Source organism: Massilia glaciei, from assembly GCF_003011895.2.
GTDB lineage: Bacteria > Pseudomonadota > Gammaproteobacteria > Burkholderiales > Burkholderiaceae_D > Telluria_A > Telluria_A glaciei.
Genome location: NZ_PXWF02000251.1, coordinates 26,082 through 38,749 on the forward strand (window position 1 = coordinate 26,082; position 12,668 = coordinate 38,749).

The window sequence follows — 12,668 nt, forward strand, 5'->3', positions numbered from 1 at the left end:
AAATCATGCAAACCATGTCCAACCAAACGCCACAATTTCCCGACGCCTTCCAGTGGGGCGTCGCCACCAGCGCCTACCAGATCGAGGGCGCCGCCTTCGAGGACGGCCGCGGCGCCTCGATCTGGGACACCTTCACCCACACCGAGGGCAAGATCATCGACGCCAGCACCGGCGACGTCGCCTGCGACCACTACCACCGCTACGCCGAGGACGTGGCCCTGCTGGCCGGCCTGAACGTCGACTGCTACCGCTTCTCGGTGTCGTGGCCGCGGGTGCAGCCCGACGGCGAAGGCGCCTGGAACGAGGCCGGCTTCGACTTCTATTCGCGCCTGCTCGACGAACTGGCGCGCCACGGCGTGGGCGCGCACCTGACCCTGTACCACTGGGACCTGCCGCAAGCCCTGCAGGACAAGGGCGGCTGGCTCAATCGCGACACCACGGCCCACTTCGCGCTGTACGCGGCCGAGGTGGCGCGCCGCTTCGGCGCCCGCGTGGCCACCATCGCCACCCACAACGAGCCCTGGTGCACCGCCAACCTGGGCCACGGCATCGGCCAGTTCGCGCCCGGCATGGCCGACCCGGCCGCGGCGCTGCAGGTGTCGCACCACCTGCTGCTGTCGCACGGGCTGGCATTGCAGGCGATGCGCGCGACCGGCACCAAGGCCCGGCTGGGCATCGTGCTCAACCAGTGGCCCGCCACGGCTGCCACCGATTCGGCCGCCGACATCGCCAAGGCCAGGCACGAGTATGCGCGTTCGGTGCAATGGTTCATGGATCCGATCTTCAAGGGCCACTACCCGGAGCTGGCCCTTGAACAAATCGACCGCTCTGCTTTCACCGTGCTTGAAAACGATTTCACAACGATCCGGCAGCCGCTCGACTTCCTCGGCGTGAACTACTACACGCGCGCCTTCGCCAGCGCCGAGGAGCCGCCGCGCAGCGCCCCGGCCCTGCTCGGGGTGAGCGACATGCAGTGGGAGACCTACCCGCAGGGCCTGACCGAACTGCTGGTCGGGCTGCACCGCGAATACACCCTGCCGCCCATTTACATCACCGAAAACGGCATGGCCGTGGCCGACGAGATCGTCGACGGCAGGGTGCGCGACCAGCCGCGCACCGATTACATCCGCATGCACCTGGCCGCGCTCGACGCCGCCATGCGCGAGGGCGTCGACGTGCGCGGTTATTTCTACTGGAGCCTTATGGACAACTTTGAATGGAATTCCGGCTACGCCAAGCGGTTCGGCCTGCTGCATGTCGACTATGCGACCCAGGCGCGCAGCCTCAAGGACAGCGCGCTCTGGTACCGCGACTTCATCACAGCGCAACGCGCCGCCGCGCGCAAGCGGGCATAACATGGCCGCCATCTCCCTGCGCGGCATCCGCAAAACCTACGGCGCCGGCCCCGAAGTGCTCAAGGGGCTCGACCTCGAGATCGCCAACGGCGAACTGATGGTGTTCGTCGGCCCCTCCGGCTGCGGCAAATCGACCCTGCTGCGCATGATCGCCGGGCTCGAGGACATCTCGGCCGGCCAGCTCCTGATCGGCGACATGCTCGCCAACGACGTGCCGCCGGCCGCGCGCGGCATCGCGATGGTGTTCCAGAGCTATGCGCTGTACCCGCACATGACCGTCGCCGAAAACATGGGCTTTGCGCTCAAGCTGTCGGGCAGCACCAAACCGCAGCAGCGCGAGGCGGTCGGCAAGGTCGCCGAGATTTTGCAAATCACCCATCTGCTCGAGCGCAAGCCGAAGGCGCTGTCGGGCGGCGAACGCCAGCGTGTCGCGATCGGCCGCGCGATCGTGCGCCAGCCCGCCGTGTTTTTGTTCGACGAACCGCTCTCGAACCTGGACGCCTCGCTGCGCGTGCAGACCCGGATCGAACTGGCCAAGCTGCACAAGGAGCTTGGCACCACCATGGTCTACGTCACCCACGACCAGGTCGAGGCGATGACGCTGGGCCAGCGCGTGGCGGTGTTCAACGGCGGCCACCTCGAGCAGGTCGGCGCGCCGCTCGCGCTGTACCGCGCGCCGGCGACCCGGTTCGTGGCCGGCTTCATCGGGGCGTTGCGCATGAACTTCCTGCCGTGCCGGGAGCTTGTGGGCGGGCGCGCCCAGGTGGGCGCGCATTGCAGCATCCCGGTGCCGGCGGCCGACGCGCGCGACATCACGCTCGGGATCCGTCCCGAGCACATGCGGATCGTCGCGCCGGGGCAAGGCTGCCCCGCCACGATCAGCCTGATCGAACAACTCGGGGACGCGCAGATCGTGCACGCCACCCCGCGCGCGAGCACGCACAGCATCGCCATCAAGCTGCACGGCAGCGGGGAGATCGCGCTGCGGCCCGGCCAGGAGATCGACTTCGCCGCACAAGACGGCCAGGTCTTCCTGTTCGACGCGGACGGGCGCGCGATGGAGGCGCGCCAGTGAGCCAAACACCGAGTGAAGCAAACATTTACGTATGCGAGGTCCACATGAACTCGAGCTGAGCGCGCCGGAAGGCGGCACAAAAAAAACCTACCAAATGGCCACCAGAGCTGTGGATAATCGACTAACCGAGGAAGACAAAATGAAACAACGTACAAAACGCAAAATGGTGTGGACGCTCGCACCGATCGCACTGCTGTCGGGCGGCGCCGCCCTGGCCCAACAAGCCGCGAGCGCTGCGGGCGCGGCGCCGGCCGAAGCGCCGGAGCAGCAGATGGAGCGCATCGTCGTCACCGCGACCAAGCGCGCGACCCTGCTGCAGGAGACGCCGCTCGCGGTCACCGCCTTCAAGCAGTCCACGCTCGACAACGCCGGCGTCAAGGACCTGACCTCGCTGCAGGTGATGGTGCCCAACCTGGTCGTCGAGCAGCATGGCGACTCGGGCGGCGTGCACGTGTTCATGCGCGGCGTCGGCTCGACCAACCACACCGAAATCGGCGACCCGGCGGTGGCCTTCCATGTGGACGGCGTGTACTCGCCGCGTCCGCAGGGCGCCACGGTGCTGATGTACGACCTCGACCACGTCGAGGTGGCGCGCGGCCCACAGGGAACGCTGTCGGGCCGCAACGCCACCGCCGGATCGATCAACCTCGAAACGGCCAAGCCGCGCTTCGACAAATTCAGCGGCAACGCGTCGGCCGTGGTGGGCGACCACAACCGCATCGGCATGACGACCGCGCTCAACATCCCGGTGTCGGACCAGCTTGCGTTTCGCATCGCCGCGATCAGCGAGCGGCACGACGGCTACGTCGCGTTCCAGCCGCGCTCGAACGTGATGCCGGGCCAGCGCGAGTACATGGCCGGCGACCAGCTCGGCGCGCGCCTGACCGCGTCGTGGCGCCCGAGCGACAACTTCGACCTGCTGGCCGCGGCCGAATACTACCGCGACAACGGCACCGGCAACGTGGCGCTGATGCAGCGCCCGCGCGCCGGCCAGGCCCTGTACTCGTCGCTGGTCGACACCCCCGGCGCGCTCGACCAGAACGGCGTCACCTACCGCACCCGCATGAACTACCGGCCCAGCGACGCGCTCGAGCTGTCCTACATCGGCAGCGTGAGCCGGCTCAAGCGCACCAACGCGAGCGACAACGACGCCGGCGTGCTGCCCGGCTTCAAACAGGAGCACCGCACCGAGTGGTCGAAGTTCGACAACTACACGCATGAGCTGCAGCTCAAGTCGACCGACGAGGCGGCCGCGCTGCAATGGATCGCGGGCGCCTTCATGATCCACGAGGACAACAGCATCCGCTTCGACATCGACATCTCGTCGTCGGCGCTGCCGGCGGGCCTTGGCCCGATCGTGGTCCATCCGACCCAGCCCAACGACACCGCGTGGGCCATGTCCTTCATCCAGCCCAAACGCACGCTCGATTCGAATGCGGTGTTCGGCCAGACCAGCTACGCGCTCAATCCAGAGCTCACCCTGACCGCCGGCGCGCGCTACACGCGCGAGCAAAAGGACGACACCGGCGGGCGCAACTGGGTCTGCCCCGACTTTGGCGCGACCATCGGCAGCGGCGGGCGTTTGATCGGCGCGGGCGGGCCGGTCACGGCGGCCACCTGCGGCAGCGCCCACGCGCCGGGCACCTGGCCGGGCGGCGGCGACAACTCGGCCGTCTCGCCGGTCGAAAGTTCGGCCACCTATCTGGGCCGCATCGAGTACGCCCTCGGCAAGGACGTCAACGGCTACGCGTCGGTGTCGACCGGCTTCAAGTCCGGCGGCTTTGGCGACGGCGGGCGCTTCTACAAACCCGAGTACATCACCAACTACGAGCTCGGCCTCAAGTCGGAGTGGTTCAACCGCGCGCTGACCTTCAACGTGTCGGCCTTTGCGATGAAATACAAGGACATGCAGGTGTCGTCGGTCGAGCGGCTGCCGAACGGCCAGCAGCAGGTCGTGACGGGCAACGCGGCGCGCTCGAGCATCAACGGCGTCGAGACCGAGTTCAATTGGCGCATCAGCAAGCACGATCGCCTGATGGGCAATGCCAACTGGCTCGACGCCACCTACGGCGATTTCCTGACCTGCGATTCGGTGTACCAGGATTGCGCGACCCAGAGCATCAACCTGAAGGGGAACAAGCTGCGCCACGCGCCGACTTTCTCGCTCACGGCCGCGTACGAGCACGACTTCGCGCTGGCCAACGGCAAGCTGACCCCGCGCCTGTCGCTGCACTACCAGACCAAGTCGTATGTGAGCGAGTTCAACACGACCCCGGGGCCGGCGGCGCTGGCCGGCAGCTTCGCCGACGCGCGTGAACAGAAGGCCTACAGCACGCTCGACGCGGCCCTGCGCTACGAGACCAACGACAAGAAGTGGCTGGCCGAGGTGTTCGTCATGAACGCCACCGACGAGGCGGTCAAGACCGACGCCAACTGGGTCGCCGCCGGCACGCCGGGCCAGACCTGGGTGGGCTTTTACAATCCACCGCGCACCATGGGCCTGCGCGTCGCGACCAAGTTCTAAGGGGTGGCGTTGGTTTTTGAAGTGGTTTGATCATCTCCTGATGGATGGGCGGGAATTTCCCGTCGACCAGCAGTTTGCCCCGCGCCGTTGTCCCCGGCGCGGGGCTTTTTTACGTCTTCTGCATTGACCGGCTCCGATCGCCCTCAACGCTTGGCGCTTGGCGCGACCGCGAGCTCGACTATCCGGGCCGAAAGCGAACCACCGTCGACGATGATCTGCGCGACCGCGATGGGCAGGGTGAAGCGACGCGGCCCGGCGCTGCCTGGATTGACGAACAGCACGCCGTCGCGCTCTTCGACGCGCGGTTTGTGCGAGTGCCCGGCGACGACCGCGTGCACGCCGGCCGCGACGGGGTCGATATCAAGCCGGGCGATATCGTGAATGACATAGATGAGGGTCGCGCCGATTTGCAGGAATTCGGTCTCTTTCAGCCTATCGGCCCAGGCGCCTTTGTCGTTGTTGCCCATGACGACGGTCAGCGGCGCGATGGCGCGCAATTGGTCGAGGATGCCAGGATCGCAGATATCGCCTGCGTGGATGAGGTAATCGCTGCCTTGCAAAAAGAAGGTCGCCTCATGCCGGAGTTGGGCGTGAGTGTCGGAAATGACACCTATGCGAACCATGACGATGATCTCTTTTGTGGCTGGCGACAAAGCCGAGGGAGTATCCGTCGCCGTCCATAGAGTAATCGAATTCGCCGGTGGGCGCAGCGCGCAGCCGCGCACGGCCCTTGGAAATACTAACGCCGCTTGAACTCAAAGTTTCGGTCGTTCTTGGTCACAGGATCGGTCAGCGATACGGATACTTTGAGCTTTTCGACGACGGCCGCGTCGCTACGCAAGGAAGCCTCTTCGAGCACCACCCCGACCACCTTGTTTATCATCTCCAAGTGCTTCTCTTCGACGGTGATATTGAGCATGACGCCAGCCGCCCCTTCACCCCTTTTTTAACAAAGGTGATCAGCGCCGTCAGCAACTGATTGAAGCGCGGATTGATGTCGGATTCACCGTTAATGTGAATCATGGCAATCATCTGCCAAGCCGGCGCGTCAGCGTTCTTGAGTTTCCCTTCGAACGACATGAAGGACGACGCCGGCGACGCTTCCTGCGCCTGTGCTCCAAGGGAGATACATGCCGATAGCAAAACCTGTAGTGCGATCCTCACGATTTTCATGATGCGGGTTTTCCTTGATTAGATGGACCAGGGGCGCCAAAGAGATCAGCGATTCAAGACCCGGGAACAGGATTCACGGCCATCGGGTCAAGCGTGTGGTTGGACTGCGCATCGATGCACATCAGGCATTTAAATTTATTCTCGGAAAACGAGGTGTAAGTTGCGAGGAATTTTGTGCGTGCATCTTGGATGCTTACAGGTTTCGGGGTGATCGAATAACTATGCCGTAAGCTGGAATAGCTTGAATCAATGTCGAAATTCCCCATATAGACCACCGTTCCGGCTTGCACATCGAAGGGCGCTGATAGGTAGGGATTCTTCACAACGCTCCGTAAGATTATCTCCTTCGTCAAGGTCCCAAAGGTGACCCATTTTGCAATCGAATAGCGGCCCGGCGGCAATTTTATGGCGACGACCTGATGGTCTACCGCCGTTGGCAACAGAGAATTGGCGCCCAGAGAAATAGCAAACTCCGCGCCGCTTTTCACATCAACCGCAATCAAAGCGAAACCAGCCACCTTTCCACGGCTGAACGCGCCGGTCAAGTAGGCCGTTTTCGCCTCGGGCAGCGCGCCCGAAGGCATGGCGGTCTCCACCACCGCGCATCCGGAGAAGGCGATGGAGAAAAAAATCAGGGCAATCAGAAGTCGCATATTCTTCATTTATAAATTTTCGTAATGATTTGAGGGCACGCACCAACTTGTGTTGACCAATAAATACAGTTTACCGTGATTTTTGGTGGCCAGAGACATTCACGCGGCAAAATTGGCGGAAGTTGTCGGGTAGGCGCATTGCAATGCAAGGGGTTGCCATCGAAGAGGTTTCTTTATCGCGTGGGGACGGGGTCAGTGTGCGGCACCCCAGGCTTTCATGGACATCTCGCGGCTACCACGTCGATGAGTTCGTCGCGATCGCAATCCTGAAAGGAAGCAAGCGCGTCGATGTCGATGCCATGTTCGATGCTGACGCCGTCGATGAATTCGCAGCGTGAACCATGGTGACTGACGAAGAACCTTGCGTTGAAAAGGTGCCGCCCAGTTTCAGCCGCCACCGGGCATGCCATGAAGGCCCTACAACTCCCACTTCTTCCAGGCCGCCAGCACCGCGTTCGGGTACTTCGGTTTGCCGCGGCTGCCGTTGTAGCGGCCCAGCGCCAGATACAGGTTGCCCCGCTCCATGTCGATATACATGCGCAAAATCGCGCAGCCGTAGCGCAGGTTGGTCTGCATGTGGAACAGCTTTTTGCGGTCGTCGTCGCCGACCACCCTGGCCCAGAACGGCATCACCTGCATGTAGCCGCGCGCGCCCACGATCGACACCGCGTACTTGCGGTAGGCCGATTCGACCTGGATCAGCCCCAGCACCATGCTCGGGTCGAGCCCGGCGCGGCGCGACTCGTACCACGCGGTCTCGAGGAACTCGGTGCGCACCTGGTCGTCGGGCAGCTTGCGCTTGAGGCGCGACGACATCTCGGTGAGCCAGTGCTGGTAACGCACGCGCGCCGCCTCGTCCTTGAAGGTCGGGACCGGCGGGCGCGCGTCCTTGATCGCGTTGGCCAGCGCCAGCCGCACCGAGTCGGCGATCGCCTCCTCCTTCTGGTTGCCGGCGCTCGCGTTGGGGCCCGCGGCCAGGACCAGCGCGAACAGGCCGCACGCCACCCACGCAAGCGGGCGGCGCGCGGCGCCGTTGGCCCGGTTTTGTCGAACGCCGTTCACGAACTTAGTTTGCCTTGAAGGAATTCGACGATCGCCGCCGGTGTCACGGCGGTCGCCTCGGTGTCGCGCCGGCCCTGGTACTCGAGGTTGCCCTCCTTGAGCCCGCGCTCGCCGATGACGACGCGGTGCGGCACGCCGATCAGCTCCCAGTCGGCGAACATGGCGCCCGGGCGCAGGCCGCGGTCATCGACGATCACGTCGACCCCGGCCGCCTGCAGCGCGCCGTACATACGCTCGGTTTCGGCGCGGACCATCTCGATCTTGTCGTAGTTCATCGGGCACAACACCACTTCGAACGGCGCGATCGCGCCCGGCCAGATGATGCCCTTGTCGTCGAAATTCTGTTCGATCGCCGCGCCCAGGATGCGCGTGACGCCGATGCCGTAGCAACCCATCTGCAGCGGGGCCGGCTTGCCGTTCTCGTCGAGGAAGGTGGCCTTCATGGCGGCGGAATAGGCGGTGCCGAGCTGGAACACGTGGCCCACCTCGATGCCGCGCTCGATCGCAAGCACGCCCTTGCCGTCCGGGGAGGCGTCGCCCTCGACCACGTTGCGCAGGTCGGCCACGAGCGGCTCGGCGATGTCGCGGCCCCAGTTGGCGCCCGTGTAGTGGAAGTCCTTGTCGTTGGCGCCGCAGACGAAGTCGGCCATGTTGGCGACGGTGCGGTCGGCCACCACGGTGACCGGCGCGCGCGTGCCGATCGGGCCCAGGTAGCCGGGCACGGTGCCGTAGCACTCGAGGATCTCGGCCTCGGTGGCGAAGCGGTGCGTGGCCAGGCCCGGCACCTTGGCCACCTTGACCTCGTTCAGTTCGTGGTCGCCGCGCAGCAGCAGCATCCAGTTTTCTTTGACCTGCTTGCCGTCGACCTCTTTCTCGACCGTGAGGGCGATGGTCTTGACGGTGCGGCTCAGTTCGAGGCCGAGCAGCGCGGCCACCTGTTCACACTTGGTGGTGCCCGGGGTCGCCGTTTTGGCCAGCGCGGCGCCGGCGGGGGCGCGCGCGGCGGCCAGCGGCATCGCCTCGGCCGCCTCCATGTTGGCGGCGAAGTCGGAGGTCGGGCAGTACACCAGCGCGTCCTCGCCGGTGCTGGCGATGACGTGGAATTCGTGCGAGCCGGTGCCGCCGATGGCGCCGTTGTCGGCCGCCACCGCGCGGAAGCGCAATCCGAAGCGCGTGAAGATGGCGCTGTAGGCGTCGAACATGACCTTGTACGAGGCCTGCATGCCGGCCAGGTCGCGGTCGAACGAGTAGGCGTCCTTCATGGTGAATTCGCGTCCGCGCATCAGGCCGAAACGGGGGCGGCGCTCGTCGCGGAACTTGGTCTGGATATGGTAGAAATTGAGCGGCAGCTGGCGGTACGACTTGATCTCGCCGCGCACGACGTCGGTGATGACCTCTTCGGAGGTCGGCTGGATCGCGTACTCGCGGCCGTGGCGGTCCTTCACGCGCATCAGCTCCGGGCCCATCTTGTCCCAGCGGCCGGTCTCCTGCCACAGTTCGGCCGGCTGCACGAGCGGCATGAGCAGCTCGATCGCGCCGGCCTTGTTCATTTCTTCCCGGATGATGGCTTCGACTTTGCGGATCACGCGCAGGCCGATCGGCATGTAGGTGTAGATGCCCGAACCAAGGCGCTTGATCATCCCGGCGCGCATCATCAGCTGGTGGCTGACGATTTCGGCGTCGGATGGCGCTTCTTTTTGAGTGGAAATAAAAAATCGGGTGGCGCGCATTGGTGAATTCTTTTTAAAAAGAGAGGGTTATAATCAACCTAATTTTAAAGGATTAGCTGGCTGATGCGTCCAATCTTTGTACAAATGGGTCCGTTTCTTGCTGTTCCCGCCATTTTCGTACCCCGAAAACCCGGCGTGAAGGAGTATGTCCTGCGGATTTGTGAGTAAAAATGTAAGAAGACGCTCTGCCCGGCAGAAAGTTTCGAGGTGCAGTCATGCTCGATCGTGAAGGGTTTCGGCCCAACGTCGGCATCATCCTGCTAAACGCCCAGAACGAGGTGTGGTGGGGCAAGCGGGTGCGCGAGCACTCATGGCAGTTTCCACAAGGAGGAATCAAATACGGCGAGACGCCGGAGCAAGCGATGTACCGCGAGCTCGAAGAAGAAATCGGATTGCGCCAGGAGCACGTCAAGATCGTCGGGCGCACGCGCGACTGGTTGCGCTACGAGGTGCCCGACCATTTTATCAAGCGTGAAATCCGCGGGCACTATCGCGGACAGAAGCAGATCTGGTTTTTGCTGCGCATGACCGCGCGCGACAACGACGTCAATCTGCGCCTGACCGACCATCCGGAGTTCGACGCCTGGCGTTGGCACGAGTACTGGGTGCCGCTCGACGTCGTCATCGAGTTCAAGCGCGACGTGTACCAGCGCGCGCTGCAGGAGTTGTCGCGGTTCCTGACCTGGCCGGCGCATGGCGGCCAGGTGCAGGAGCGGCGCCACACGGCGCGTTACCTGCGCCAGCCGCATGCGACGCGCACGGCGCCGGCCGAGGCGGCCGAAGCGGTGGTAACAGCGCCGGAGCCGAAGCTGGCGGTGGTGGCGCGATCGCAGTTGCTCGAGCCCGAGAAAGAGTAGATTCGGAGTAGATTCGGAGTAGATTCGGAGTAGATTCGGATTAGATTCCGGATAGATTCACCCGAATGGGGAGGCGCGCCGCCTCCCCTTCCCTGCGCCGTCCGCGGCGGCGCGCTACAATGGCGCCCTCCTCCCCCTCCCAAGACAGCCCGATGTTCACCCCATCTTCCGACGATGTGCGCCTTTTTTTTTGCGAGGCCTTCCGCAAACAGCGTGCCGGCGAAATCCTCAGCCCGATGGACGCGATCGCGGCCGACTGGATCGCCGAACACCCCGAATACGCCGAAGTGCTGAGCGACGTCGACAGCGCCCTGGCGCGCGACTACTCGATCGAGGGCGGCGCGGGCAATCCGTTTTTGCACCTGTCGATGCACCTGTCGATCACCGAGCAGGTGGCGGTCGACCAGCCGCGCGGCATCCGCGCCGCCTGCGAGAGCCTGACCCAGCGCCGCGGCGCCCACGAAGCGCATCACCAGATCATGGAATGCCTCGGCGAGATGATCTGGAACTCGCAGCGCGCCGGCCTGCCACCGGACGGCGAGGCCTACGTCGAGTGCGTGCGCAAGCGCTGATTCCCCGCGCCCGTTGGTCGGGCGCCCCTACCAGGGCTTGAGCATCGCCCACGCGAATTTGCAGTTGATCGAAAAGCTCGACGCCTGCTCCTCGACGAAGGAAAGCATCGCGTCCAGTTGCGGGCGTTGGTGCAGTTTTCCGTTGTAGACCACGGCGTCGATGGCGCGCGCGTGCGCGATGTTCTCGAGCGGGTTCCGATCGAGCAGGACGATATCGGCGATCTTGCCCGCCTCGACGCTGCCAAAGTCGCGCTCCAGGCCGGCGTGGCGCGCCGGCACCAGGGTGGCCGCGCGCAGCGCCTGCAATGGCGTCAGGCCGGCCTTGACCAGCTCCGACAACTCGTCGTGCAAACCGAATCCGTGGGTGACGTAGGCATCGATCGAATCGCTGCCGGCCATGACCGCGACGCCGGCCGCCTGCGCGCGCGCGGTCAAGGCCAGCGCCGCCTTGTACCAGGCCTCGACCGGCACCCGGTCTTCATCGCCGGTGCCGGCGACGGTGAGGCCGGCATAGCCGCGCCACACCATGCGCAGCGCAAGGGGAACATATTTGACGCGCGCGTCGCGCTTGTAGCCACCCGACAGCAGCTGCCAGTCCTGGCCGCTCGAGGCGATATGGGTTGGCACGTAGCCGATGCCGCGTTGCGCCATCAGTTTGAGCACGGCCGCGCAGCGCCAGGCGTCGGCGCGCCTGAGCAGCGCCAACTTCGCGCTGTTGCGGCCATCGAATAGCGAAGGCTGCGGCGAGCATTGCGGCAGCAGGCTGGTGTCGTGTTCGATGCTGTGCAATGGACCGAGCTGCGGGTCGAGCAAGTCGACCGTGTGGGGCAGGTGTCCGGCGGCCTGCATGCCGGCGTCGTATGCCTGCCGGACCAGCGCATGAAAGGCTTTGGGGTCCGCGTCGCCATCGAAATGGAGCTTGAGCACCTTGTCGCCGCGCTTCTTGAGCGCGCCGACAAGGCCCTCTCCGGCCTCCTCGACATGGTGGCTGGCGGTCGACACCAGGCGCGGTGCGAGCAGCGTGCCGGCGTCGGTCCGGTGCCCCCACTGGGGCGCCGTCGGCGCGCAATCGAGCTCGCCCTTGAAAGCGCAGCCGTCGCCCATGTCGCGCACCGAGGTCACGCCATTGGCGATGAGGAGCGGAAAATGGAGCTGCGGCGACAGGTCGACCGTATGCACATGCATGTCCCACAAGCCGGGCATGGCGAACTTGCCCGCGCCGGAGACGCGGCGCGCGTTCGGATGCGCGGGCGCGGCGACGGCGGGCCCCGCGAAGTCGATGCGGTTGCCGATGACGACGATGGTCTGGCCGGTGCGCACCACCCCGGCCTCGAGATCGACAATCCCGACGTCGTCGATCACGATCGGCCGCGCCTGGCCGCGGTGGGGGGCGAACTCGTCGAGCGGCAGGGCCACGCCGATGGCGAAGGCGCCCATCGCCAGCGCGAGCGGCAGCGCGACATAGCGCACTTTCTTGGATAGTTTCCTGGTCACGGCGGCCATCTTTGAAGAAAAAGCAATTTTATTTTGTATTCACAGAAAGCGCCATGGCCGCGCCGCCGGGCGGCCCGGTCCCGTGGTCGGAAATGAAAAAATCCCTTCATCCGGCCGCGGGGCCAAAGGAAGGGATTTTGTCGCTGCCGTCCGGGGACGACAGGGGGCGATCA

Annotated in this window: 13 protein-coding genes; 6 read left to right on the plus strand and 7 right to left on the minus strand. The window is 64.8% G+C overall.

Annotation, left to right across the window (positions count from 1 at the left end):
* The first annotated feature begins 5 nt into the window (after positions 1-5).
* The 3 genes from C7C56_RS17370 to C7C56_RS17380 all read left to right on the plus strand — a co-directional run bounded on the left by C7C56_RS17370 (position 6) and on the right by C7C56_RS17380 (position 4,954).
* Entirely contained in the window at positions 6-1,355 is a 1,350-nt protein-coding gene (locus C7C56_RS17370; protein WP_370660220.1) for a GH1 family beta-glucosidase, read from the plus strand.
* Between the two features lies 1 nt (position 1,356).
* Positions 1,357-2,430: an ABC transporter ATP-binding protein gene (locus C7C56_RS17375; RefSeq protein ID WP_106758623.1), complete on the plus strand. Its 1,074-nt coding sequence runs from the start codon at positions 1,357-1,359 to the stop codon at positions 2,428-2,430.
* 139 nt (positions 2,431-2,569) lie between these two features.
* Positions 2,570-4,954: a TonB-dependent receptor gene (locus C7C56_RS17380; RefSeq protein ID WP_181373219.1), complete on the plus strand. Its 2,385-nt coding sequence runs from the start codon at positions 2,570-2,572 to the stop codon at positions 4,952-4,954.
* Between the two features lie 143 nt (positions 4,955-5,097).
* Here C7C56_RS17380 and C7C56_RS17385 read toward each other — a convergent pair whose 3' ends face one another.
* The 4 genes from C7C56_RS17385 to C7C56_RS17395 all read right to left on the minus strand — a co-directional run bounded on the left by C7C56_RS17385 (position 5,098) and on the right by C7C56_RS17395 (position 6,789).
* A complete protein-coding gene (locus C7C56_RS17385) occupies positions 5,098-5,577 on the minus strand; it encodes a metallophosphoesterase family protein (RefSeq protein WP_106758641.1) in 480 nt (159 codons plus the stop codon).
* 116 nt (positions 5,578-5,693) lie between these two features.
* Positions 5,694-5,873 (minus strand): hypothetical protein, encoded by a 180-nt coding sequence (locus C7C56_RS17390; protein ID WP_106758625.1) that lies wholly within the window; start codon positions 5,871-5,873, stop codon positions 5,694-5,696.
* A complete protein-coding gene (locus C7C56_RS28270; protein ID WP_146204529.1) occupies positions 5,834-6,127 on the minus strand; it encodes a hypothetical protein in 294 nt (97 codons plus the stop codon). Before C7C56_RS28270 ends, C7C56_RS17390 begins: the two co-directional genes overlap by 40 nt.
* 53 nt (positions 6,128-6,180) lie before the next feature.
* Entirely contained in the window at positions 6,181-6,789 is a 609-nt protein-coding gene (locus tag C7C56_RS17395; RefSeq protein ID WP_106758626.1) for a hypothetical protein, read from the minus strand.
* Between the two features lie 134 nt (positions 6,790-6,923).
* Here C7C56_RS17395 and C7C56_RS17400 point away from each other — a divergent pair, with 134 nt between their 5' ends.
* Positions 6,924-7,118 (plus strand): hypothetical protein, encoded by a 195-nt coding sequence (locus C7C56_RS17400; RefSeq protein WP_106758627.1) that lies wholly within the window; start codon positions 6,924-6,926, stop codon positions 7,116-7,118.
* Between the two features lie 79 nt (positions 7,119-7,197).
* On the opposite strand, the gene C7C56_RS17405 is transcribed toward C7C56_RS17400, so the two are convergent.
* Both C7C56_RS17405 and C7C56_RS17410 read right to left on the minus strand, forming a co-directional pair.
* A complete protein-coding gene (locus C7C56_RS17405; protein WP_229458836.1) occupies positions 7,198-7,785 on the minus strand; it encodes a lytic transglycosylase domain-containing protein in 588 nt (195 codons plus the stop codon).
* Positions 7,786-7,838: 53 nt separating this feature from the next.
* A complete protein-coding gene (locus C7C56_RS17410) occupies positions 7,839-9,572 on the minus strand; it encodes a proline--tRNA ligase (protein ID WP_106758629.1) in 1,734 nt (577 codons plus the stop codon).
* A 215-nt stretch (positions 9,573-9,787) separates the two neighbouring features.
* Between C7C56_RS17410 and C7C56_RS17415 the strand changes: the two genes are divergently transcribed.
* Positions 9,788-10,429, plus strand: a complete 642-nt coding sequence (locus C7C56_RS17415; RefSeq protein WP_106758630.1) for an RNA pyrophosphohydrolase — start codon at positions 9,788-9,790, stop codon at positions 10,427-10,429.
* Between the two features lie 152 nt (positions 10,430-10,581).
* Positions 10,582-11,001 carry a DUF1841 family protein gene (locus C7C56_RS17420; protein ID WP_106758631.1) on the plus strand — a complete coding sequence of 140 codons (420 nt, stop codon included), beginning with the start codon at positions 10,582-10,584 and terminating at the stop codon, positions 10,999-11,001.
* A gap of 27 nt (positions 11,002-11,028) precedes the next feature.
* Here C7C56_RS17420 and C7C56_RS17425 read toward each other — a convergent pair whose 3' ends face one another.
* Positions 11,029-12,495 (minus strand): amidohydrolase family protein, encoded by a 1,467-nt coding sequence (locus C7C56_RS17425; protein ID WP_181373220.1) that lies wholly within the window; start codon positions 12,493-12,495, stop codon positions 11,029-11,031.
* Positions 12,496-12,668: the final 173 nt, after the last annotated feature.

What these genes read in the sequence shown, in the direction of transcription:
- C7C56_RS17370 (WP_370660220.1), top strand. Translation starts at nt 6, where the DNA reads ATGCAAACCATGTCCAACCAAACGCCACAATTTCCCGACGCCTTCCAG.
- C7C56_RS17375 (WP_106758623.1), top strand. Translation starts at nt 1,357, where the DNA reads ATGGCCGCCATCTCCCTGCGCGGCATCCGCAAAACCTACGGCGCCGGC.
- C7C56_RS17380 (WP_181373219.1), top strand. Translation starts at nt 2,570, where the DNA reads ATGAAACAACGTACAAAACGCAAAATGGTGTGGACGCTCGCACCGATC.
- C7C56_RS17385 (WP_106758641.1), bottom strand. Translation starts at nt 5,577, where the DNA reads ATGGTTCGCATAGGTGTCATTTCCGACACTCACGCCCAACTCCGGCAT.
- C7C56_RS17390 (WP_106758625.1), bottom strand. Translation starts at nt 5,873, where the DNA reads ATGCTCAATATCACCGTCGAAGAGAAGCACTTGGAGATGATAAACAAG.
- C7C56_RS28270 (WP_146204529.1), bottom strand. Translation starts at nt 6,127, where the DNA reads ATGAAAATCGTGAGGATCGCACTACAGGTTTTGCTATCGGCATGTATC.
- C7C56_RS17395 (WP_106758626.1), bottom strand. Translation starts at nt 6,789, where the DNA reads ATGAAGAATATGCGACTTCTGATTGCCCTGATTTTTTTCTCCATCGCC.
- C7C56_RS17400 (WP_106758627.1), top strand. Translation starts at nt 6,924, where the DNA reads ATGCAAGGGGTTGCCATCGAAGAGGTTTCTTTATCGCGTGGGGACGGG.
- C7C56_RS17410 (WP_106758629.1), bottom strand. Translation starts at nt 9,572, where the DNA reads ATGCGCGCCACCCGATTTTTTATTTCCACTCAAAAAGAAGCGCCATCC.
- C7C56_RS17415 (WP_106758630.1), top strand. Translation starts at nt 9,788, where the DNA reads ATGCTCGATCGTGAAGGGTTTCGGCCCAACGTCGGCATCATCCTGCTA.
- C7C56_RS17420 (WP_106758631.1), top strand. Translation starts at nt 10,582, where the DNA reads ATGTTCACCCCATCTTCCGACGATGTGCGCCTTTTTTTTTGCGAGGCC.